This is a genomic window from Arthrobacter sp. USHLN218 (genome assembly GCF_037144715.1).
Classification (GTDB): domain Bacteria; phylum Actinomycetota; class Actinomycetes; order Actinomycetales; family Micrococcaceae; genus Crystallibacter.
In genome coordinates this window covers 51,141-72,445 of sequence record NZ_JBBCYT010000009.1, presented here as the reverse complement: position 1 = coordinate 72,445, position 21,305 = coordinate 51,141, and the positions used below count along the sequence as shown (strand labels likewise).

Sequence of the window (21,305 nt, the reverse complement as noted above, 5' to 3'; positions counted from 1 at the left end):
CATAGCAACCTATTCATTCCATGCACATCAGCAATGAAAAGTATTCATTTGCCGAACATGACCCCGCCTGCCAAGCTTTTCGAACACCGGGTTGTGGCACCGGACACACCCCAGACCCAGCGGAGGAAGCAATGAACATCATCCTGGATCGGCCGCGCTGCGAGGGGCACGGCCTGTGCGAAGAAGCCGCCCCGCAGCTGATGCATCTGGACGATGAGGGCGAGCTGGTCCTGGACGTCAAGCAGGTCGACGGCCACCTCGACGCGGCGAAGGCAGCCGTGCGTGTCTGCCCCGTTGCCGCCCTGAAGCTGGCATGACCATGCGGATGGAACGGATTGTCGTCGTCGGCAACGGCATTGCCGGCGTCACGGCGGCGGACTCGCTGCGGGCGGCGGGTTTCGACGGCGAGCTGACCATCGTCGGCGACGAGCAGCATGCGCCGTACAGCCGTCCCGCGCTCTCCAAGGCGGCACTGCTCGACACCGAGGACATGACATCCCACGAACTGCCGGCCGCGAGCCACGAAGCACAGGAGATCCTCGGAGTCAGCGCCGCCGGGCTGGACGCCGGACGGAAGCTCGTGCTCCTCGAGGACGGCACCGATCTGCCCTACGACGGCGTCGTCCTCGCCACCGGATCGCGCGCCCGCCGCCTCGGAACCGGCGGGCCGGCGCACCGGAACGAACTGACGCTGCGGAGCATCGAGGACGCGCTCACGCTGCGGCGCCGGATCGCGGACCGTCCGTCGGTCGTCGTGGTCGGCGGCGGCGCCCTGGGCATGGAGATCGCCTCCGGCTGCCTGTCGGTCGGCTGCGATGTCACGCTCGTGTCCCGCGACCGGCCGCTCACCGCCCAGCTCGGCCCGTACCTGTCCGAGGTCTTCCTCTCCGCGGCGCTGGGCGCCGGGCTGAAGCTTGCACCCTCCCGCGCCCTCGGCCTCCAGGACGACGGCGGACGGCCCCGGGTGTCCCTGGCCGACGGTTCGGACCTCGAGGCCGACCTCGTCATCAGCGCCGTCGGCGATGTCCCCAACACGGAGTGGCTGGCGGCCAGCGGCCTGCTCGCCAACGGCCGGCTCGAGGTCGACACCCGCGGGCGCGTTCGTCCGGACATCGTCGCCGCCGGAGACGTGGCCGCCTTCCCCACGGCCCGGGGCATCGGCCGGATCCCGCTCTGGACCAGCGCCATCGAGCAGAGCAAGGCGGCGGCCGTCGCGCTGCTCAAGGGCGATGAGGCGCCGGAGCTGGACTTCCAGCCCTACTTCTGGACCGAGCAGTTCGGCCTGAACCTCAAGGCCAGCGGCTTCCTGCCCCTGGCCGGCCGGCCCGAGCTCCTCGAGGGCGACCCGCACGCCGGCCCGGCCCTCATGCGCTGGCCGCACGCGGACGGCACGGGCACCGCCGTCGGCCTTAATTACCGGATCCCGATCCCGAAGCTGCGCCGCCTCGCCAAGGCGCCCGCCGCCGTCGCACCGTCCGCCGCCTGACCTCCCATTCCTCTCCCACCCTTCCGGCCCTCTTCCACCATCCCGCCGACTGGGCAGCAGATGCCCTTTCCGCGCGAAACCGGGCACCTGCCGCCGAGTCGATAGGGCGGGGAGGACGCCAGAATAACGACGGCGGCGCTAACGTTGTGCCTGCAGCGCACCAATGCGCGTGCCCACGAAGGGAACTGCGGATGACCGGGCCGAACACGAGCACATCGAAGACCATCGTCCTGACGGGCGCCAGCGACGGGATCGGCGCGGCCGCTGCCCGGCTCCTGCACGGCGAGGGCCACCGCGTGGTCCTGGTGGGGCGGTCGCCGGGCAAGACCGAGAATGTCGCCCGGCCGCTCGACGCCGACTGGTACACCGCGGATTTCGCCGACCTCGGCCAGGTCCGTGCGCTGGCCCGGGACCTGAAGGGGGCCTATCCGCGCATCGACGTCCTCGCGAACAACGCCGGCGGCCTCTTCGCCGGCCCCGAGCGGACCAACGACGGGTTCGAAAAGACCTTCCAGATCAACCACTTGGCGCCGTTCCTGCTCACGCATGAGCTCCTCGACGTCCTGCTCGGCAGCCGCGCCAGCATCGTCAATACCTCCAGCATCGGCGCCCGGCTGTTCGGCCGCGTCGACATCGACGACCTGAACACCTGGCGCGGCTTCACCCCCAACCGCGCCTACGGCAACGGCAAGCTCGCCAATATCCTCTTCACCCGCGGACTGCACGCCCGCTATTCAGAACGGGGCCTCTCCTCCGTGGCGTTCCATCCCGGCAACGTCGCGACGAACTTCGCGGCGGAAAGCACCAGCTACCTCCGCCCCTTCTACCACACGTGGCTGCGCCGGTTCCTGATCTCGTCCGAACGCGGCGGCGCCAACCTCGCCCACTTCTGCACCGGCACGCCCGGCGCCGACTGGCAGTCCGGCGGCTACTATGACGACCACCGCCGGCCCGGCCGCACCAGCCCGCAGGCCGCGGACGACGACCTGGTCCTGCGGCACTGGCAGGCCAGCGCCGGCATGCTCGGTATCCCCGCCTGAATCCCGGCAACGCGGCCGCGTAGCTTCGTCCGGCTCCGCGCCGGACAACGACCCCTTGAAACCGCCCTTCCGGTGGGCCCCGCCGTTGGCGTCCCCGCAGCAGGGATCCGGCTCAGCCCTCGACGAGCCTGGCCAGCCGCGGCAGCACCTCGTCCCGCCAGCCCGCTCCCATCGCGGTGAAGGCGAAGCGGCCCTGCGGATCCTGGAGATCGAAACCGGAATGCTCCAGCACCAGGCGCGTGCCGCCGTCGTTCTCCTCCACCTCCCAGGCCAAGGTCCATGACGGACCGAAGGAATAGCGCAGCTTCCGGTGCTCCACGGCCTCGAGGATCTCGCACGGCTGCTGCCCGAACCTGCCCATGTCCAGCTCGAACCTGTGGCCCGGCTCGGCCGCGATGTCGCCGGCGGCCCACCACTTCGCGTGCAGCCCGGGCGTGGTCAGCGCCTCCCAGACCTTCGCGGGCGGCGCCGCAATCTGCTGCTCCAGCCGCACGATTCCGCGGTCCTCATCAAGCATGTTCTTCTTCCTCCCGGTTGCTCCGGGCTAAGTCTGCCAGATGACCGGAAGCTGCTTGACTCCATAGATGATGGGGCTCTCCATCCGTTCCAGCCGGGCGTCGGGGGCGACGGCCAGGCCGGGCAGCCGGGTCAGCACGGCCTGCAGCGCGATCCGGGCCTCGAGCCGGGCCAGCGGCGCGCCGAGGCAGAAGTGGACGCCCTGCCCGAAGGCGAGATGCCGGATGTGGCCGCGGTCGACGTCGAACTCCTCCGGCCGCTCGAAGTGCCGCTCGTCATGGTTGGCGGAACCGATCCACGCCACGAGCGAGTCGCCGGCGGGGATCCGCTGGCCGCCCAGCTCCACGTCGGCGATGGCCGTACGGTACATGGCGTGCACGGGCGAGCGGTAGCGCAGCACCTCCTCGATCGCCTGCGGCAGCAGGTCCGGCTCGGCGCGCAGCCGCTCCGTGATCCCGGGGTTCCCGGAGTTCCCGGGCGCGCCGGAGAAGGCCAGCACGGCGTTGCCGATCAGGTTGGTCGTCGTCTCGTTGCCGGCCACCAGCAGCAGGGCGCAGAAGCCGATCAGCTCGGGGACGGTGAGCTGCTGCCCGTCGATCTCCGCGGCCAGCAGCGCGCTGATCAGGTCCGGTCCCGGGTCGCGCCGGCGCTGTTGGATCATGGCCAGGAAGTAGCTCACCATCTCGCCGTGGTTGGCGGGCTGTGCGGGGCCGGCCGCGCCATCCCGCACCCGTTCCGGGCCAGCCGTCTGGACCACCGCGTCGGACCACTTCTTGAAGCGGTCGCGGTCCTCGGCGGGGATGCCCATGAGCTCCGCGATCACGATCACGGGCAGCGGGTAGGCCAGCGCCTCGACCAGGTCGGCCGCTCCGGCGGAAGCGACCTGGTCCAGCAGCTCCCCGGTGATCGCCTCGATCCGCGGGGCCAGCGCCTCCACGGCACGCGGCGTGAAGGCCTGGCTGACCAGCGAGCGCAGCTGCCGGTGCCGCGGCGGGTCCGTGTTGATCAGGCTCGCCGCGAAGAGCTGGCCCGTGACCGACTGTTCCTCGCGCGGCTGGTGCGAGGAGAACGCCTCGTAGTCGGAGAGCACCCGCTGCACGTCGTCGTAGAGGAAAACGTGCCACAGCCCGGCCCGCTCCCCGCGGAAGACCGGAGCGGATTCCCGCATCTGCGCGTAGAAGGGGTAAGGATCCAGCGACCGCTCAAGGTCCCGCAGATTCTCCATGGCCGGCCTTCCTGGTTGGTCCGGCGACCCCCGGTCAACGCCTGCGCGGAAGCCTCCGGATGGGCGGGCTCATGGCCCGGTGAGGCCCGATCCTATACCCGGTGCCAGCCTGCGCTCCAGCGGAAACCGGCCCCTTTTCAGGCACGGCTGGTCAGCCCCGGGCGCTAGTAGCCCCGGCCGGACACCTTGTCGGCGAACCGGGCCAGCGCCGATGTCCTCGCCAGGCCGCCCGCCTCGGCGCGGTCGGCCCGGTGGTACAGCGCGTACATCGCCTGCACCGCGATCCAGCGCAGCGGCTCGAACTCCCACCGGCGGATCTTCCGGTTGACCCACGGCATGGCGGCCAGCTCGCCGGCGCTGCCCAGCACCAGGCCGCTGAGTGTCCTGCCGGCCAGGTTTGTCGCCGTGACGCCGGTGCCCACGTAGCCGCCGGCCCAGCCGAGGCCGCTGGCCGGGTCGTAGCCGACGGTCGCCTTCCAGTCCCGCGGCACGCCGAGCACCCCGGACCAGGCGTGTTCGATGTCCTGGCCCCGGGCGGCAGGGAACATGTCGTGCAGGATGGAGGTCAGCATGGTGATGGTGCCCGGCTGCGTGGCCCCGTCCGTATCCGTGCGCGAGCCGTAGCGGTAGGGCACGCCGCGGCCGCCGATCGCGATGCGGTCGTCGGCCGTGCGCTGCAGGTAGACATAGGCGTGGGCGAGGTCCTCCAGGGTTTCCCGTCCCTCCCAGCCGATCTGTTCCCAGGCAGCGGCGGGCAGCGGCGCCGTGACGATCATCGACGAGTTCATCGGCAGCCACTCGCGGTGCAGCCCCTTGAGGTTCGCGGTGAACCCCTCGGTGGCGCGCAGGACGTGCCGCGCCTCGACCCGCCCGCGCCGCGTGACCGCCGCGCCGGGCAGGATCTCGGTGACCTCGGTGTCCTCGTAGATCGGCACGCCGAGGCGTTCGACGGCGGCGGCCAGGCCCCGCACGAGCTTGGCAGGGTGGATGCGGGCACAGTGCGGGACATGCATGCCGCCGAGCGCGGCGGCGACGTTCACCCGGGCCGCTGTTTCCTCCGCGGTCAGCAGCCGCGCACCGCCCTCCGGCCAGCGCCGCTCCTCCGCGGCGAGCTCGTGCAGGCGGGTCAGCTGCGCGCGGTTGCGGGCCACCAGCAGCTCACCGCCCTTGACGATGTCCGCGTCGATCCCTTCGGCCTCGGCTACTTTGCACACCTCGTCGACGGCCTCGTTCAGCAGTTCCTGGAACCGGCCGACGACGGCACGGCCGTGCGACTTTTCGTATCGGGTCCGCCCTCCGGTGATGGTATTGGCCAGCCAGCCCCCGTTGCGGCCCGAGGCCCCGAAGCCGGCGAACCGGGCCTCCAGGACCACGACGTTGAGCGACGGCTCGGCCTTCTTCAGGTAGTAGGCCGTCCACAGCCCGGTGTACCCCGCGCCGACAATCGCGACGTCGGCCCGGACGTCGCCCGGCAGCGACGGACGGGGCGAGGGGACGCCGCCCGCGGCGTACCAGAAGGAGACGTTGCCGTTGACTGTCACTGGGGAAACCTTTCTGCGGAGGGATACGGGGCTGCGGGAGGAACGGGCCCCGCAGGGAGCTCGGCTTGCGGCAGGAACCTAGGTCGTGGACCGGGAGCCGGTGTCCGGCAGCAGCGAGCCGCGCTCCGGGCGCCAGGAGGCGAACGCCCGGTCCCCGGTCTCCAGCCCGGCTCCCCGGGCCAGCGGACCGCGCACGATGCCGGTCGCGCCATCGGGCAGGGCCAGCTCGAACTTGCGGCCGGACCCCAGGTAGATGCTCTGCGTGATGGTCACCGGGCAGTACTGGTGGCCGGCCGGAATGCCATCCTCCCGCGACGACAGGTGGATATCCTCGGGCCGCAGCACCAGCGCGGCCGGACCATTGAAGGGCTCCGCGGTGCCGCGCAGGGCCGCGCCGTGGAAGCCAAGCGTCCACTCGTTGCCCCGCCACTCCGGTTCGCCGCGGAGGACGGTCGATTCGCCCATGAAGGTCGCCACGAACAGCGTCCGCGGCCGCTCGTAGAGCTCGTGGCTGGGGCCGACCTGCTCGATGCGCCCGTTGTTGAAGATCGCGATCCTGTCGCTGAGGACCAGCGCCTCCTCCTGATCGTGCGTGACGAAGACGAAGGTCCGCCCCACGTCCTGGTGGATCCGCTTGATCTCCAGCTGCAGCTTCTCCCGCAGGTTCTTGTCCAGCGCGCCGAGCGGCTCGTCCATCAGCAGCGCGCGGGGCTCGAACACCATGGCCCGGGCGAACGCGACCCGCTGCTGCTGGCCGCCGGAGAGCTCCGCCGGCTGGCGGTTTTCGTAGCCGCCCAGGCCCACGGTCTCCAGGACCTCGGCCACGCGCCGCTTCTGCTCCGCCTTGGGGACCTTGCGCTGCTTGAGCGGGAAGGCGATGTTGTCTTCGACGCTCATGTGCGGGAAGAGCGCGTAGTGCTGGAACACGACGCCGAGCCCCCTCCGGTGGGAGGGAATGTTGTCCACCCGTTCGCCGTCGATCTCGATGTGCCCCGCGCTGAGGTCGGTGAACCCCGCGATCAGGTTCAGGGTCGTGGTCTTGCCCGACCCCGACGGCCCGAGGAGGGTCAGGAACTCGCCCGGCTCGATCGTCAGGTCGATGTCCTCGACGGCCGTGGACCCGGCGTAGTGCTTGGAGACGTTGCGGATGTCGATCCGGGTCCCCGTCTTGGTGATGGTGCTGCTCTCAAGCACGTTTCCTCCTGCGCAGGCTGAGAAGTCCAATGGTGATGACCGCGGTGGTCAGAAGCATGATCATGGTGGCGGCCGCCGCGATGGTGGGGTCGGTGTCCCGCGTGACCGAGGCGTACATCTTCACCGGCAGCGTTTCCAGGTAGGGGCTCTTGATGAAGATGGACAGGACAACCTCGTCGAAGGACGTAACGAACGCGAAGAGCGCCCCGGAGACCACGCCGGGCATGATCAGCGGCAGCTGGACCTGGCGGAAGGCCGCCCAGCGCGAAGCGCCCAGGCTCAGCGCGGCCAAGGTCAGCCGGTCATCGTAGCCGACCAGCGTCGCCGAGACCGCAATGACCACGAACGGCAGCGCCAGGACGCTGTGCGCCAGCACGAAGCCGGGCACTGTGCCGAGCAGCTGCAGCTGCAGGAACGTGGCGTAGACGCCGATGGCCAGCACGATCGCCGGCACCACGATCGGGGCCAGCAGTACGGCCTGTGTGACGCCGGCCGCCCGGCGGTTGGCCCAGCGGCGCAGCCCCACCGCGGCGGCCGTGCCGAACACCGTCGCCACGATCGCCACCAGCAGGCCGACGACCAGGGAGTTGCCCAGCGCACGTGTCCAAGTGGGATCGGCGAAGAAGTTTTCGTACCAGCGCGTCGACCAGCCGGTCGGCGGGAAGGCCAGCGAGGCCTTGTCCGTAAAGCTGAGCGGAATAACGACGGCGGTCGGCAGCACCAGCAGTGCGGCCACCACTGCGGCAAACACCCACAGGAGGCCACGGGTCACCAGTGTGTGTTTCATGCCGCCTCCCGTTTCGCCGCGGCGCCTTGCCGGCGCCGGCCCGCCCTGCCGAGCGCGGCCGCGGCCGCCAGCAGCACCAGGACGGTCACCAGCAGGACCACGCCGAGCACGCTGCCGCGGCCCCACTGCAGCTGGCCGTTGACCTGTGCGTAGATGTACTGCGAGACCAGCATCTCGGTCGGCGACCCCAGCAGGGCCGGGGTGATGTAGAAGCCGAGCGCCTGGATGAATACCAGCAGGCTTCCGGAGAGGACGCCGGGCATGGCCAGCGGGACGAAGACCTTGAGGAAGGCCGTGCTCGGCCTGGCGCCCAGGCTCGTCGCCGCCTGCATGAGCCGCATGTCCACGCCCGCCATCGCGTTGTAGAGCGGCAGCACCATGAACGGCAGCAGCACCTGCACCATGCCGATCAGCACGCCGGTGGTGTTGCGCATGAGCGGCAGCGGCCCGATGCCGAACAGGCCCAGCCCTTCATTGACCAGGCCGTTGTCCTGCAGGAGGATGATCCACGCGAAAGTCCGGATCATCAGCGAGGTCCAGAAGGGCACCATCACCAGGACGAGCAGCAGCGTCTTCAGGCGCCGGCCCGAGATGGCCATCAGGTACGCGTACGGATAGGCGAAGGCGAGGCAGATGACCGTGGTCAGGAAGGCGATCCACACGGTGCGGAGCAGGACGCCGATGTTGGTGGCGCCGTCGAAGAACCAGGCGTAGTTCTGCGTGCCGAGCTCGGGGTAGGCAAGGCTGCGCCAGGCCGCCACCAGCAACGGATAGGAGAACATCGCGACGACCAGCAGGGCTGCCGGCAGCAGCAGCAGGAAGACCGTCCAGCCGCGGCCCTGCCGGCCTGCCGCCGTCCCGGGCGTTGGGCCCGCGGGTGCCGCGGGCCCAACGCTGCTTTCGAGCAGGGCTGTCATCCGTTAATCCAGGCCAAGTACTTCTCGAGCGCCGCCGGGTAGTTCTCGCCCCACCAGGTGAAGTCCGAGACCACGAGCTTGTCCTTGATCTCCGGCGCCGAGACGAGGTACTTCTTGGCGAGGTCGTCGATCTTGGGCTCGGACTGCGTGTTGATCGGGGAGTAGGACGTCGTCTCCGTCAGCTTCTCCTGCTGCTCCTTGCCCAGGTAGTAGTTGATGAAGGCCATGGAGGCCTTCGGGTTCTTGGCGTTCGTCGGCACGCCGAGGACGTCCGCCACCAGCACCCCGGTATCCCAGGCGGGCTCGTACTTTGCGCCGTTCTTCACGGCCGAGTAGGCCCGGCCGGACCAGACCACGGCCATGTCCGCCTCGCCGGTTTCGAGCATCTGCTGCGACTCGGCGCCGGTGGACCAGTAGATGAGCTGGTCCTTGATGGTGTCCAGCTTCTTCAGCGCGCGGTCGACGTCGAGCGGGTAGAGGTCCTTCTCCGCCACGCCATCGGCGAGCAGCGCGCCCTCGATGACCGGTCCGACGTCGGAGCCGTTGATGGCGCGCTTGCCCGGGAACTTCTGCACGTCGAAGAAGTCCGCCCAGGTCTTCGGCGCGTTCTGCCCGTACTTCTCCGTGTTGTACATGACCACGTTGGCGTACTGCATGGCCGGGACGTAGCAGTCGCTGGTGAGCTCCTCCGGCACGTTGGAGATGTCGATGAGGCTGTAGTCCAGCTTCTGCAGGTTCTTCCCGCACTGGCCGGCCGCCCACGTGGAGTCCATGTCCACGACATCCCAGGTGACGTTGTTGGATTCGACCTGCGCCTGGATCTTGGCGTACTCCATGGGTCCGTCGGAGAGGATGGTTGCGCCCGATTCCTCCCCGAAGGGCGTGCCGGCGGCCTCCATCTGCCCGTCCTGGTAGATCCCGCCGTAGGAGGCGAACGTCAACGTGTGCCCGTTGAGGGCGTCCGCCTTGACCGTTCCCGCCTCGGCCGGGCCACTGCCCAGGTCGACCTCGGCGGACGGGGCGCCTCCCCCGCAGGCCGTCAGGCCCAGGAGTCCGACGGCGGCGAGCGCCAGTGCTGCGCGGCCGCGGTTCATGGTCATCCTCATTGTGCTTCCTTTCAACATGCGTTATCGCGTTCTTAAGCGGGAGTCGAAGCTCAGTCGGGGGTGGGCGGGCTGATGATCCACAGCACTTCGGCCGTGTCGCCGCCGGCGTTGCGCAGCTTGTGCGGCACGGAGCTGTGCAGGTCCACGAGGTCCCCTTCCGCCAGGACGTAGCCCTGGTCCCCAACGGTGACCTCGACGCTGCCCCGGAGGCAGATGACCATTTCCTGGGCGTGCCCGTGGCTGTAGGGTTCCGCGCCAGTGGATCCGCCCGGCAGGAGCTCACCGGCATAGACCTCGAGGTTGCGAAGCGGCGTGGCCGAGAGGAGGTATTTGGTCAGGCCGCCCTCCGCCTGCACCTTCTTCCGGTCCTCCCGGCGCAGGACCCCGCGGCCCTGGCTGTGCTCGCCGTCGACGAGTTCCGCAATCGTCATGCCGAGCACGCGCGCAATGTTGCGCAGGGTCGAGATACTGACCCCGCTCCGGCCGTGCTCAAGGTGGGAGATGAAGCCCGCGCTCACCCCGGCGTCGGCGGCCAGCCGGCGGAGCGAAATGCCGCGCAGCGCGCGGGCGGAACGAATCCGGCCGCCGATCTCCACGCCGTCCGGCGAAGCCTGCTGAACCGCCACGACACCTCCAAGTGACATGGATCACATTACAGAATGTTTAGTAACACCATACGGAAGAGACAACAAGGATGGCTAGGGCTGTGAGGCAGATTTAATAATTCGTTATTGGATGCGGCGGCCTATCCGCGCATCCGCTCGCCCGCCGGATCGTAGAACGGGCGGCGGCTGAGCAGTGCCGGCACCAGCACGCCCTTGATCCGGACCTGGGCCTCGACCTCGCCAGCGGAAGCCACCTCGGCTGCCACGCGGGCATGCCCCACCGCGGCGCCCACGGTGTGCCCGTAGGCGCCGCTGGTCACCTGGCCCACCACCATCCCGCTGACCAGCACGGCCTCGTCGTGGTGCAGCAGCGGCTCGGGATCCAGCAGCTTCACATAGACGGTCCGCTCCGGCAGCGACTTCCGGTCCAGGTCCCGCAGTGCGGGGCCGCCCGTGAAGCCGAAGTCCTTGGAGGCGGCGACCGTGAAGCCGAGGCCGGCCGTGTAGGGGTCGTCCGCGGGGCCGATGTCGTGGCCGAGATGGCGGAAGCCCTTCTCGCTGCGCAGCGAATCCAGCGCGTGGTACCCGGCCAGGCGGGCCCCGAAGGCGCTGCCCGCTTCCCACAGCTGGTCGAACACGGCGACCGCCAGCTCCGCCGGCACGTACAGCTCGTAGCCCAGCTCCCCCACGAAACTCAGCCGCAGCGCCCGCACCGTCCCGCCGCCGAGCGGAACCTCCGCCGAGTGCGTGTACGGAAGATCCGCGTCGGACCAGACACCGGGCGAGACCGATTCCAGCAGCTCCCGGCTCTGCGGCCCCATGACGCCGAGCACGGCCCAGCCGCTGGTCGCGTCGAAGACCGCCGCGGCCCTCCCCCGCGCCTGCGAGCGCAGCAGCCCGAGGGTCAGGTCCTGGGACGCCGCCGGGGTGATCAGCCAGAACCGGTCGGCCTCGAGCCGCAGGACCGTGCCGTCCAATTGGATACCGCCGCGGGACGTCAGCGCCAGGGTGTAGACCGCCTTTCCGGGGGCCACGTCGACGTCGGCCGTGACCGTGCGCTGCAGTACCTCCAGCGCGTCCGGCCCCGCAATCTCGATCTTCGCGAAAGAGGAGAGGTCGAAAATCGCCACCCCGTTGCGGGCGGCCTGATGTTCGCGGCGGACCGGCTCGAACCAGTTCTGGCGCCCGTAGCTGTATTCGTAGGCCGGCGACGAGCCGGGCTCGCCGTACCAGTTGGCGCGTTCCCAGCCGTTCTGCTCGCCGAAGCAGGCGCCCAGGGCGGCCGCCCGTTCGTGCAGCGGGCTGCGGCGGACATTGCGGGCGGTCACCGGCTGGAGCTGCGGCCAGTGCATGGCGTACAGCCGGCCCAGAGCCTCCGCGGTGCGTTCGTGGAGATAGCGCGGATTGGACTGGTGCCGCGAGAAGCGGCGCACGTCGACGGCGGATGCATCAAACCCCGGAGCCCCGGAGAGCATCCACTCGGCGAGTTCCTTGCCGATCCCGGGCGCGAAAATGATGCCCTGCGAGTTGAATCCCGCGGCGATGAAGAGCGAGCCCACCTCCGCCGTCTCGCCCAGCAGGAAGTTCCCGTCCGGAGTGAAGGACTCCGGCGCATTCAGGAAGCGCTCGAAGCCGGTGTCGGCGAGGACCGGAACGGCGGCCTCGGCCTTCGCGCGGATCGGCCCGAAGTGCTCCCACGCCGCCGGGAACTCAGCGAAGCCGTTGGAGGCGACCTCTGCCGCGTTGCGGGGAATGCCGTCGGGCTCGAAGGCGCCGACCAGCAGGTGGCCGTCCTCGCCGCGGATGTAGTAGTGGTTGTCGAGGTCCCGGAACACCGGCGGCCGGGCGATGTCGTCGGCGACCTTGGCGGTGCGGACGTGCACATGCTCGGCGGGATACAGCGGCACGGGCGCCCCGGCCGTGGCGGCCAACTCCCGCGTCCAGAGCCCGCAGGCCAGCACAACCCGCTCCGCGCGGACCACCCCGCGGTCGGTGCGGACGCCCACCGCGCGCCCGTCTTCGACGAGGACCTCCTGCACCCGGACGTGTTCGTGGATCGAGGCGCCGTGCTCGTGGGCCAGCTTCGCCAGCGCAATGGCCGCATAGCCCGGATTGATGTGGCCGTCGCCCGGGACCAGCAGGGCCTTGAGGATGCCGGACGGATCGGCGGCCGGCCACAGGCTGCGCACGTCCTCGGGTTCCAGCAGCTTGGCATCGACCCCGTTGAGGACGGCGACGTCGTAGGCATAGTCAACCTCGTCCGCCCGCCCGGGGGTCCGGGCCACCATCAGCGATCCCCGCCGCTCGAACGCCACGTCGATCCCGGTGCGGGACTCCAGACCCGAGTAGAGACCGATGCCGTAGCTCGCCAGCTTGGTGAGCGCCGTCGTCGTCCTGCTGCCCGTGACGAGGCCGGCCGCGTGCCACGTAGTGCCGGACCCGAGGACGTTTGCCTCCAGCAGCGCGACGCCCGCCCCGCGCTCGGCGAGGTGGGCCGCGATGCTGGCGCCCGCGATGCCGCCGCCAATCACCAGGTTCTCGACCTGCGCGGGCAGCGGGGCGGCCGCCTCGTCCTCCGTCAGGAACAGGTGGGCACCAATGGTCTTGTCGACGAGCCGGTCCATGCGAAACATCCTTCCGAGCGAGGCAGCCAGTGCGTCCAATAATGAATTATTGTTTTGCCGGCGGCAAGGGTTCGGGCACGCTTATTTTGGACGGGTTAGGCTCAAACCAGTTGCAGACAAGGATCGGGGAGAAGATGCCGCTCAAACGCGACCGCGTCCTCAAGGCTGCAGAGCGGCTCCTTGCCCTGTACGGCGTGGACGGAATCCGGCTCCGGGACATCGCCGCCGAGGCCGGGGTTTCCATCGGCCTGATCCAGCATCACTTCGGTAGCCGCGACGACGTGGTGCGCGAAATGCTGCTGACGGCCAGCGAGGAACGCATCCGCCAATGGACCGCCCAGCTCGACGGCGTGGAGGACAACCGCGAGCGGCTGCGCCTGCTGCTGTCCGGGGCACTGAGCAGCCGCGAACGCTGCATCGTCTGGACGGAAAGCTGCGCCGCGGCCAGCCGGAACGACTTCCTCCAGCCGCTGGTGTCCGACACCAACAACGCCTGGCGCAGCTGGGTGGTCGAAACGATCGAGCGCGGGGTGGCGGACGGCACCTTCACGCTCCGGGCCAGCCCCGCCGAGACGGCCAAGATGCTGGTCGCCCTGGTGGACGGCCTCATGCTTGCGGTGGCAGCGGACGACGACGGCATCACCCTCGAGCAGGCATCCGACCTGCTGCTAAACGCCGTCGCTCCCCACGTGGGGGTCGACTTCCAGGCCCGGAACGAGATGAAGGAGAACCGGCTGTGAGCACGATCGTGGTGCAGGCATTCATCACCCTCGACGGCGTCGTCCAGGCGGGCGGCGGCCCGGACGAGGACCGCGAGGGCGGCTTCGAGCACGGCGGCTGGACGGCCGAATTCGACGAGCGCGACGGCGGCGAAGGCGGCGAAATCATCGCCGAATGGGAGAGCCGGACCGAGGCGCTCCTGCTCGGCCGCAAGACCTACGAGATTTTCGCCGGCTCCTGGGGCGTGTGGGACGAGGACGCCGAGGGCCTGCAGGGAGAACTGACCCGCCGGTACAACCGCATCCCCAAGTACGTGGCCTCGCGGACGCTGACCGAACTCGGCTGGCAGAACTCGCAGCTTCTCGGCCCCGACGTGCCGGCCGCGGTGGCCGAACTGCGGGCCAAGCCGGGCGGCGAAATCCGCGTGTGGGGCAGCACCCGGCTGGCCAGGACGCTGGCCGAGCATGACCTCATCGACGAGTACCGGCTCGCCGTCTACCCGCTCGTGCTGGGCACCGGCAAGAAGCTCTTCTCCGACGGATTCCCGCTCAGCCGGCTCGAACTGCTCGGGACCCGCGCCCTCCGCTCCGGAGTCCTCATCAACACCTACCGGCCGAGGCGCGACCAGACGGCCGGCTGAGGCCGCCGGTCAGGGTTGGGACTGCTGCCGCCGAACTCCTAGGCTGGCCTCGCGGAGTCTGCGGCGTGCGGCAGCGCCGGCTCCGGCCGTGTCTTGCCCACGTCCGCGGCCACCCTCGAGGCCGCCTCTTCGACGATGCCGCGTGCTGTCGCGGAACCCGGCGGGCCCGGCAGTGCGGCCTTCACGCGCCGGGCGAAGCCGTCCCAGTCGCCGCCGCCGCGCTTGAGCGCCCGCAGCGGGGAAAGCAGGGCGGCCCGGCGGAGCCAAGGGTCGGTTTCTTGCGCCCACCGGTCGAGCACGGCGTCCGCCTTCTCCCGCGCCGAGGCAACAAGCCCCTCCACCATGGGCCCGACCACGTCCACCGCCAGGGGGTCCACCAGCTCACGCAGCCTGGCCGTGCGCACGAACCCTTCGATCCGCGTCAGGTCTGAGTTGTCCAGCAGCCGGAGGTTGGACTGCAGCAGCACCACGGCCGCGAGGCGGCGCTCGAACACCGGAACCGACCACAGCTCCGACGCCAGCGCGGTCACCTCGTCATGGTCCAGCCCCGGGTAGCGGCGGCCGGCGTCGCGGACCGTCCCGCGGACGGCGCCCACGCTCGAGCCGTAGTACCGCAGGCCGCTGCCGAGCCGCGCCTCCCAATCTTCGGCGCGCTCCCACGACGCCTCCCGCTGGAGGGCGGCGTCCACGAATTCACCGGCATCGCTCACCCGACCATTCTTGCGCCCGACAGGGCTCCGTCACAGCCGCCCGGCCGTCCCGCCCGACCGAAACCTGCAGACTTTGGCGGAATCCGGCAGGCTTTAGACCCGTCCGCAACGTCCTGACCTGCACGTTTGGTCAGCCGGGCTTTCGAAAGAGGCGCAACTTCCGTCGTCCCGCGGAGGAACACAACGGCGAACGCTTCCGCCACCGGTCGGCTCAGGCTTGCGCCACCAGGAGGCCGTTGAAGAAGGCGGCGAGCTCCGCATGCGCGTCGAGCGGCAGCACGTGCGCGACGTACTGGTCGGGGCGGACCACCACGAGGGCGCCCTGCTGGCGGTCGATGCCGCGTTCGTCGAAGATGTCCACGCCGGACTTGAGGTCCGGGGTGAAGACCTTCTCGTAGTCGGTCAGGCCGAACGGGCCCTTCTTCGGCAGCAGGATCTCCGGCACCTGGTTGACGTCGAGCTCGCGGTGGCCCTGCTGGTAGACGGCCCGCAGGTCGAAGACGGAGTCGGGGTCCGCGCCGGCCGGGGTGAAGCGGCGCAGCGGTGAATCCGGCGATTCGGCCAGGTATCCGAGCAGCCCCGCGAGGCGGGAGTCGGCGGCGTCCGGGCGGGCGGAGTCGGCGAAGGCGTAGAGCCGCCAGCGGCCGTCGGCCTGTGCCACGTGCCCCAGGCCCAGCGGCTTGCCGTCGGCCAGCCGCACCACCGGCGCGGAGTAGAAGCGTTCCCCGACCGGGAAGCCCTTGGCCAGGTGCTCGTGGGTGTCCCCGCCCGTGATCATGTTCGGCGCATAGTCGGTGCCGAAGCCCGCGGTGAAGCGGCCGGCCTGCACGAACTGCCGCTCCACTTCCTGTGGGTCCAGGCCCTCGTCGTCGGGGTTGTTCGGGTCCTTCACCTTGGAGCCCATCGTCTTGGACCAGCGGGTATCGAAGTCGACCAGCTCCTGGGCGATGGCCCGGCGCTCCTCCGCGTAGGTGTCCAGCAGGGACTCCGGGCTGCGCCCCTCGAGCACGGCGGCCAGCTTCCAGCCGAGGTTGAAGCCGTCCTGCATCGAGACGTTCATACCCTGGCCGGCCTTGGCCGAGTGGGTGTGGCAGGCGTCGCCGGCGATGAAGACGCGCGGGCTGCGGGTGCCGCGCTCCTCCGGCAGCACGTCGTCGAACCGGTCCGCGATCCGCTGGCCCACCTCGTAGACCGACCACCAGGCGACGTCCTTGACCTCAAGCGTGTAGGGGTGCAGGACCTGCTGCGCGTGCTCGATGATGGTGTCCACCGTAAACCGCTTGCGCGCCTCGCGGTCCGCGGGATCCAGGTCGCCCAGGTCCACGTAGAAGCGGACCAGGTAGCCGCCCTCGCGCGGGATGAGCAGGATGTTGCCGCCGGCGGACTGGATGGCGGCTTTGAAGCGGACGTCGGGGAAGTCGGTCACGGCCAGGACGTCCATGACGCCCCACGCGTGGTTGCGCGCGTCGCCGCGCAGTTCCACGCCCATCGACTTCCGCACGGCCGAGCGCGCACCGTCGCAGCCCACCGCGTACTTGGCGCGCACGGTGACGTCCTCGCTGCCGCCGAGCCCGGTGGTCCGGCGCAGGGTCGCCTCCACAGGGTACTCACCGCCAGGATGGACGACGACGGCGGTCGCCTCCAGCCCGTAGTCCGGTTCCAGCCGGCTGGGCGACTTCCGCATGTGCTCGAGCAGGTAGGCCTGCATGCGCGCCTGGTTGACGATCACGTGCGGGTACTCGGAAAGGCCTTCGGCGACGTCCTGCACGCGGCCGCTGCGGACGATCTTCGAGTGGTCCTGCTCGTCCGGCCGCCAGAACACGGTCTCGTTGACCCAGTACGCCTCGCGGACCAGCTTCTCCGCCAGCCCGAACGCGTTGAACATTTCCACCGTCCGGCAGGCCACGCCGTCCGCCTGGCCAAGCTCCAGCGGTCCCTCGCGCCGCTCGACCACCATGGTCCGGATGCCGGGGAATTCGGCCAGCTGCGCCGCCAGCACCACGCCCGCGGGGCCGGTGCCGACCACCAGCACGTCCACCTCTTCGGGAAGCCGGCCGCCGTGACCCTCCTCGTGGCCCGGCGCTGCCGGACGGTCTTCGGGGTCGCCGGGACGGTAGCCGTCAAGATAGAACTGCATGGATGCTCCTGGAAATGTGAAGGGCCCCCGGACGCCGTCGGCGTGGGAGCTTTGCCTCACATCGTAGTGAGCGCGGTTACGTGCCGACAAAAAAGTTCTGCTGGCCAGAATCAACTTCTCTGTGTTACAGCGGTTTTTCGAACCGATACACGAGTTATTCTGAGCGACAGAATCTGGTTCACGGATGGGCAGGGATGTCCTGCACCTGGAACTACACCGTGCCCGGCCCGAGTGGCATATGGTGCTGGAGGACCCGGGCAACGCGCCCGCGACGCCGATGCCAAGGAGCCTGCCACGCACGGACCATCAAACCCCCGCCAGGCGCTGCCCTGGGTCATCACCGGAATCGTCGTGCTGGCGCTGAGCCTGCGCGCCCCGATCATCGCGCCGACGGCGGTGATCGGCGAGATCCAGGCGGACACGGGCCTCGGCGCCGTGGGCGCTGGCCTGCTCACCGGGCTGCCGGTCCTGCTCTTCGCCCTGGCCACTCCGCTGGCAACGCGCACCATCCGCCGTTTCGGCCCGGAGGCCACCGTCATCCTGTGCCTCAGCGGGGTGCTGGCGGGCACCATCATCCGTTCCATCGGTCCCGCGGCCGTCGTCCTGGCCGGCACGGTGATCATCGGCATCTCGCTGACCTTGGGCAACATCGTGGTGCCGGTGATCATCCGCCGCGACGTGCCTTGGCGGAAGGTCTCCGCGGTCACCGGGGCGTACTCGGCCACCATGAATGTCGGCTCCATGGCGACCCTGCTCGGCACCGCGCCGCTCGCCGCGCTGTTCGGCTGGCGGTGGGCGATTGCGGCCTGGTCCGTGGTGACCGCGGCGGGCCTGGCCTACTGGCTGATCTGGGGGCGCCCCAGGTTCGGCCCGGCGGACGGCGAAAAGGGCGCGACCGGCGAGGCGCGGGCGCAGGGAACGAGGCCCGAACCGGCAGCCGTGGAGGGGCCCGGCGCGGCCGCGGCGTCGAGCCGGAACCGGCGGATCGTCGCCCTGCTGATCCTCGCGTTCTGCGGGCAGTCCGGTGCCTACTACGCCACCACCGCCTGGCTGCCGCTGCTCCTGGCCGACATGCGAGGGCTCGCCCCGGCCGCATCGGGCGCCACCGCCTCGCTGTTCCAGATCGCCGCCATCGTGGGCGCCTTCGGCGTGCCGCTGCTGGCCGCGCGGGCCCGCACCTGGATTCCGGTGGCGGTCATCGGGCTCTTCTGGATCACCCTGCCGATCGGCCTGCTCCTCGCCCCGGAGGCCTACATCATCTGGTCCATCATCGGCGGTATCGCGCAGGGCGGCGGTTTCACCGCAATCTTCTCCATCATCCCGCGCATCGCCCGGAGCGACTCCGACGCGGCTTCGGCCTCGGCGCGCGTGCAGGCCGGCGGCTACCTGGCAGCCACCTGCACCCCGCCCCTGGCCGGCTGGCTCAACAGCATCACCGGCGCCTGGTCCGCGTCCCTGCTGATGGTCCTCGGGCTGACCCTGGCCTTCAACATCGGCGGACTGCTGGCCGCCCGGCTGTCCGAGCGGCGCTAGACCGGGCCGCTTGCCGGGCTGCACCAAGCCAACCACACGACTGCGCAGCTGATGCGGCGGCGGAGGGGGAGCAACGACGCCGGCACTGACGTTCCGCGGTCAACGGAACCTGAGATGCCGCCGTCGCCCTCCCCCTCTTGCGCGCCCGTGCCTAGACTGGGGCCATGACTGACCAGGACGATGCCCTGTACGGAATCAAGCACCTCACACCGGCCGAATGCTGGGATGCCATCCGGAGCGCCGACGTGGGCAGGCTCGGCGTGATCATCGACGGGCGCCCGGAGATCTTCCCCGTGAACTACACCGTGGATGGCGAGACCGTGGTGTTCCGCACCGGAGAGGGCACCAAGCTGGATGGCGCGCTCTCCGGCAACCCGGTGGTGTTCGAAGTGGACGGCCTCGACCCGGAGTCAAAGCGCGCGTGGAGCGCCGTGGTCAAGGGCGAGGCCGGGATGCCCGAAAGCACCCAGGACATCGTCGAGACGCTTGAGCTGCCCATCTTCCCCTGGCAAGGCGGCATCAAGAGCCGCTATGTCAGGATCGTGCCGGACGAGGTGACCGGCCGCCGGTTCCGGGTGCAGGCCGGCGGAGCGGCTACGCCTCGACGATGATGACGGTGACCACGGGCTTGCGCCGCAGCTGACGGTCGGACCAGCGCACCAGGTCGCGGGCGATGGCCTGTTCGGCGTCGGGGCCGAGCTTGTCGCCCTTGAAATTGGCCAGTGTCTTCTCCACGATCGACGTTGCCTTGTTGAGCTCGCCGTCCTTGGGCGCGAAGCCGACGGGGAAGAACTCGGGGTCTTCCTCGAGCTTCCCGGTGTCCGGGTTGACGATCGCCAGCACGGTGACCGCGCCGTCCTCGGCGAGCCGGAGCCGGTCCTGCAGGGACTCCTCGGTGGCAGCGCCGGCCACCATGTTCTCCACGTAGACGTAGTCCGCCGCGACCCGGCCGGACACGCTCGCCACGCCGCCCTTGAGGTCGACAGTCACGCCGTCCTCGAGCACCAGGGCCCTCTTCGGGTCCACGCCGGTGCGGACCGCGAGCTCGGCGTTGGCCTTCAGGTGCCGGTGCTCGCCGTGGACCGGCATGACGTTGCGCGGCCGGACCAGGTTGTAGCAGTAAACCAGCTCGCCCGCGGATGCGTGTCCGGAGACGTGCACCTTCGCGTTGCCCTTGTGCACCACGTTGGCGCCGAGCTTGGTCATGTCGTTGATGAGGCGGTAGATCGAGGTCTCGTTGCCCGGGATCAGCGAGCTCGCCAGCAGGACCGTGTCGCCCTCGGTCAGGTCGATGACGTGGTCCTTGTTCGCCATGCGGGCCAGCGCCGCCATCGGCTCGCCCTGGGAGCCGGTGCAGATCAGCACGGCCTTGGTCGGGGCCATCTTTTCGAGTTCCTTGAAGTCCACCAGCATCCCCTTGGGGATGTTCAGGTAGCCCAGGTCGCCCGCGGTCTTCATGTTGCGCACCATGGACCGCCCCACGAAGGCGACCTTGCGTCCGTACAGGGCGGCGGCGTCGATCACCTGCTGGATGCGGTGGATGTGGCTGGCGAAGCTGGAGACGATGATCCGCCGCGGCGCGGTGCGGAACACCTCGTCGATCGCCGGCGCCAGGTCCTGCTCGGAGATCTGGAATCCGGGGACGTCAGCGTTGGTGGAGTCCGGCAGGAACAGGTCCACGCCCTCCTCGCCCAGCCGGGCGAACCCGGCCAGGTCGGTGATGCGGCCGTCCAGCGGGAACTGGTCCATCTTGAAGTCGCCCGTGGCCAGCACCAGGCCCGCGGGCGTGCGGATCGCCACGGCCAGGCCGTCCGGAATGGAGTGGTTGACGGCCAGGAACTCCAGGTCGAACGGGCCGAACTTCTTCTTGTCGCCCTCCTTGACCTGCACGGTCTTGGCGGTGATGCGGTGTTCCTGCAGCTTGGTCTTGATGAAGGCCAGCGTCAGCTTCGCCGAGATCAGCGGGATGTCGCTGCGTTCCTTCAGCAGGTACGGGATGCCGCCGATGTGGTCCTCGTGGCCGTGGGTCAGCACCACGCCGACGATGTCGTCCAGCCGGTCCCGCAGCGAGGAGAAGTCCGGCAGGATCAGGTCCACGCCGGGGTGGTGCTCCTCCGGGAACAGCACGCCGCAGTCCACGATCAGCAGCTTGCCGCCGTATTCGAACACCGTCATGTTCCGGCCGATCTCGCCGAGGCCGCCAAGCGAAACGATCCGCATGGCCCCCTTCGCGAGCCGGGGCGGGGTCTGCCGCGCAACGGGGGTGGAATGGCGTGACGTCCTGGTCATGGGATCCGATCTCTATGGCGATTTACAAGGTCGGGCGGCAAGGCCCTTTGTGCCGGCTGGCCGGCTGAATGTCCTGGGGCCGAGACGCCCTGCGACGGATCGGCGGCTGCCCGCGCATCGACAGCGGGACAGCATAACTCGCCTTCGACTCTATCACCGCAGCAGGGCCCCGGCACCGCCAGCCGGCGGCGGCAATCAGGCAAAACCGCTAACGACGGCGGGTGCGCGCCCGCCG

Annotated in this window: 19 protein-coding genes; 7 read left to right on the top strand and 12 right to left on the bottom strand. The window is 69.8% G+C overall.

Features of this window, described 5'->3' with window-relative positions:
- Positions 1–131: 131 nt before the first annotated feature.
- The 3 genes from WFH44_RS18475 to WFH44_RS18465 all read left to right on the top strand — a co-directional run bounded on the left by WFH44_RS18475 (position 132) and on the right by WFH44_RS18465 (position 2,526).
- On the top strand, positions 132–317 hold the full coding sequence (locus tag WFH44_RS18475; RefSeq protein ID WP_336715695.1) for a ferredoxin: 186 nt from the start codon (positions 132–134) through the stop codon (positions 315–317).
- A complete protein-coding gene (locus WFH44_RS18470) occupies positions 314–1,486 on the top strand; it encodes an NAD(P)/FAD-dependent oxidoreductase (protein ID WP_336715693.1) in 1,173 nt (390 codons plus the stop codon). Before WFH44_RS18475 ends, WFH44_RS18470 begins: the two co-directional genes overlap by 4 nt.
- 191 nt (positions 1,487–1,677) lie before the next feature.
- Positions 1,678–2,526: an SDR family NAD(P)-dependent oxidoreductase gene (locus WFH44_RS18465; RefSeq protein ID WP_336715691.1), complete on the top strand. Its 849-nt coding sequence runs from the start codon at positions 1,678–1,680 to the stop codon at positions 2,524–2,526.
- 112 nt (positions 2,527–2,638) lie between these two features.
- Here WFH44_RS18465 and WFH44_RS18460 read toward each other — a convergent pair whose 3' ends face one another.
- From WFH44_RS18460 to WFH44_RS18420, 9 genes are all read right to left on the bottom strand, one after another.
- The gene (locus WFH44_RS18460; protein WP_336715689.1) at positions 2,639–3,043 is read right to left on the bottom strand and encodes an SRPBCC family protein; all 405 of its coding nucleotides are present in this window, start codon (positions 3,041–3,043) and stop codon (positions 2,639–2,641) included.
- A 27-nt stretch (positions 3,044–3,070) separates the two neighbouring features.
- The gene (locus WFH44_RS18455; RefSeq protein ID WP_336715687.1) at positions 3,071–4,267 is read right to left on the bottom strand and encodes a cytochrome P450; all 1,197 of its coding nucleotides are present in this window, start codon (positions 4,265–4,267) and stop codon (positions 3,071–3,073) included.
- A gap of 164 nt (positions 4,268–4,431) precedes the next feature.
- Positions 4,432–5,808, bottom strand: coding sequence for an NAD(P)/FAD-dependent oxidoreductase (locus tag WFH44_RS18450; protein WP_336715685.1), 1,377 nt, complete (start codon positions 5,806–5,808; stop codon positions 4,432–4,434).
- Between the two features lie 78 nt (positions 5,809–5,886).
- Entirely contained in the window at positions 5,887–7,002 is a 1,116-nt protein-coding gene (locus WFH44_RS18445; protein ID WP_336715684.1) for an ABC transporter ATP-binding protein, read from the bottom strand.
- On the bottom strand, positions 6,995–7,789 hold the full coding sequence (locus WFH44_RS18440; protein WP_336715682.1) for an ABC transporter permease: 795 nt from the start codon (positions 7,787–7,789) through the stop codon (positions 6,995–6,997). The genes WFH44_RS18445 and WFH44_RS18440 overlap by 8 nt, the downstream gene beginning before the upstream one ends.
- Positions 7,786–8,706 carry an ABC transporter permease gene (locus WFH44_RS18435; protein ID WP_336715680.1) on the bottom strand — a complete coding sequence of 307 codons (921 nt, stop codon included), beginning with the start codon at positions 8,704–8,706 and terminating at the stop codon, positions 7,786–7,788. The genes WFH44_RS18440 and WFH44_RS18435 overlap by 4 nt, the downstream gene beginning before the upstream one ends.
- Positions 8,703–9,812, bottom strand: coding sequence for an ABC transporter substrate-binding protein (locus WFH44_RS18430; RefSeq protein ID WP_336715678.1), 1,110 nt, complete (start codon positions 9,810–9,812; stop codon positions 8,703–8,705). Before WFH44_RS18430 ends, WFH44_RS18435 begins: the two co-directional genes overlap by 4 nt.
- Positions 9,813–9,862: 50 nt before the next feature.
- The gene (locus tag WFH44_RS18425) at positions 9,863–10,456 is read right to left on the bottom strand and encodes a helix-turn-helix domain-containing protein (RefSeq protein ID WP_336715676.1); all 594 of its coding nucleotides are present in this window, start codon (positions 10,454–10,456) and stop codon (positions 9,863–9,865) included.
- Positions 10,457–10,557: 101 nt separating this feature from the next.
- Entirely contained in the window at positions 10,558–13,041 is a 2,484-nt protein-coding gene (locus WFH44_RS18420) for a GcvT family protein (RefSeq protein WP_336715675.1), read from the bottom strand.
- 134 nt (positions 13,042–13,175) lie between these two features.
- Between WFH44_RS18420 and WFH44_RS18415 the strand changes: the two genes are divergently transcribed.
- Both WFH44_RS18415 and WFH44_RS18410 read left to right on the top strand, forming a co-directional pair.
- A complete protein-coding gene (locus tag WFH44_RS18415; protein WP_336715673.1) occupies positions 13,176–13,781 on the top strand; it encodes a TetR/AcrR family transcriptional regulator in 606 nt (201 codons plus the stop codon).
- On the top strand, positions 13,778–14,401 hold the full coding sequence (locus tag WFH44_RS18410; protein WP_336715671.1) for a dihydrofolate reductase family protein: 624 nt from the start codon (positions 13,778–13,780) through the stop codon (positions 14,399–14,401). The genes WFH44_RS18415 and WFH44_RS18410 overlap by 4 nt, the downstream gene beginning before the upstream one ends.
- A gap of 38 nt (positions 14,402–14,439) precedes the next feature.
- On the opposite strand, the gene WFH44_RS18405 is transcribed toward WFH44_RS18410, so the two are convergent.
- Both WFH44_RS18405 and WFH44_RS18400 read right to left on the bottom strand, forming a co-directional pair.
- Complete coding sequence (locus WFH44_RS18405) at positions 14,440–15,111, bottom strand: DNA alkylation repair protein (RefSeq protein WP_336715670.1); 672 nt, start codon at positions 15,109–15,111, stop codon at positions 14,440–14,442.
- A gap of 211 nt (positions 15,112–15,322) precedes the next feature.
- Positions 15,323–17,248, bottom strand: coding sequence for an FAD-binding monooxygenase (locus tag WFH44_RS18400; RefSeq protein ID WP_336715668.1), 1,926 nt, complete (start codon positions 17,246–17,248; stop codon positions 15,323–15,325).
- Between the two features lie 231 nt (positions 17,249–17,479).
- Between WFH44_RS18400 and WFH44_RS18395 the strand changes: the two genes are divergently transcribed.
- Together WFH44_RS18395 and WFH44_RS18390 are read left to right on the top strand one after the other, a co-directional pair.
- Positions 17,480–18,781 carry an MFS transporter gene (locus WFH44_RS18395; protein WP_336715667.1) on the top strand — a complete coding sequence of 434 codons (1,302 nt, stop codon included), beginning with the start codon at positions 17,480–17,482 and terminating at the stop codon, positions 18,779–18,781.
- Between the two features lie 164 nt (positions 18,782–18,945).
- Positions 18,946–19,392: a pyridoxamine 5'-phosphate oxidase family protein gene (locus WFH44_RS18390; RefSeq protein WP_336715665.1), complete on the top strand. Its 447-nt coding sequence runs from the start codon at positions 18,946–18,948 to the stop codon at positions 19,390–19,392.
- Here WFH44_RS18390 and WFH44_RS18385 read toward each other — a convergent pair.
- Positions 19,376–21,070 (bottom strand): ribonuclease J, encoded by a 1,695-nt coding sequence (locus WFH44_RS18385; protein ID WP_336715664.1) that lies wholly within the window; start codon positions 21,068–21,070, stop codon positions 19,376–19,378. The genes WFH44_RS18390 and WFH44_RS18385 overlap by 17 nt on opposite strands.
- Positions 21,071–21,305 lie beyond the last annotated feature (235 nt).

What these genes read in the sequence shown, in the direction of transcription:
- WFH44_RS18475 (WP_336715695.1), top strand. Translation starts at nt 132, where the DNA reads ATGAACATCATCCTGGATCGGCCGCGCTGCGAGGGGCACGGCCTGTGC.
- WFH44_RS18470 (WP_336715693.1), top strand. Translation starts at nt 314, where the DNA reads ATGACCATGCGGATGGAACGGATTGTCGTCGTCGGCAACGGCATTGCC.
- WFH44_RS18465 (WP_336715691.1), top strand. Translation starts at nt 1,678, where the DNA reads ATGACCGGGCCGAACACGAGCACATCGAAGACCATCGTCCTGACGGGC.
- WFH44_RS18460 (WP_336715689.1), bottom strand. Translation starts at nt 3,043, where the DNA reads ATGCTTGATGAGGACCGCGGAATCGTGCGGCTGGAGCAGCAGATTGCG.
- WFH44_RS18455 (WP_336715687.1), bottom strand. Translation starts at nt 4,267, where the DNA reads ATGGAGAATCTGCGGGACCTTGAGCGGTCGCTGGATCCTTACCCCTTC.
- WFH44_RS18440 (WP_336715682.1), bottom strand. Translation starts at nt 7,789, where the DNA reads ATGAAACACACACTGGTGACCCGTGGCCTCCTGTGGGTGTTTGCCGCA.
- WFH44_RS18435 (WP_336715680.1), bottom strand. Translation starts at nt 8,706, where the DNA reads ATGACAGCCCTGCTCGAAAGCAGCGTTGGGCCCGCGGCACCCGCGGGC.
- WFH44_RS18430 (WP_336715678.1), bottom strand. Translation starts at nt 9,812, where the DNA reads ATGAGGATGACCATGAACCGCGGCCGCGCAGCACTGGCGCTCGCCGCC.
- WFH44_RS18425 (WP_336715676.1), bottom strand. Translation starts at nt 10,456, where the DNA reads ATGTCACTTGGAGGTGTCGTGGCGGTTCAGCAGGCTTCGCCGGACGGC.
- WFH44_RS18420 (WP_336715675.1), bottom strand. Translation starts at nt 13,041, where the DNA reads ATGGACCGGCTCGTCGACAAGACCATTGGTGCCCACCTGTTCCTGACG.
- WFH44_RS18415 (WP_336715673.1), top strand. Translation starts at nt 13,176, where the DNA reads ATGCCGCTCAAACGCGACCGCGTCCTCAAGGCTGCAGAGCGGCTCCTT.
- WFH44_RS18400 (WP_336715668.1), bottom strand. Translation starts at nt 17,248, where the DNA reads ATGCAGTTCTATCTTGACGGCTACCGTCCCGGCGACCCCGAAGACCGT.
- WFH44_RS18390 (WP_336715665.1), top strand. Translation starts at nt 18,946, where the DNA reads ATGACTGACCAGGACGATGCCCTGTACGGAATCAAGCACCTCACACCG.
- WFH44_RS18385 (WP_336715664.1), bottom strand. Translation starts at nt 21,070, where the DNA reads ATGACCAGGACGTCACGCCATTCCACCCCCGTTGCGCGGCAGACCCCG.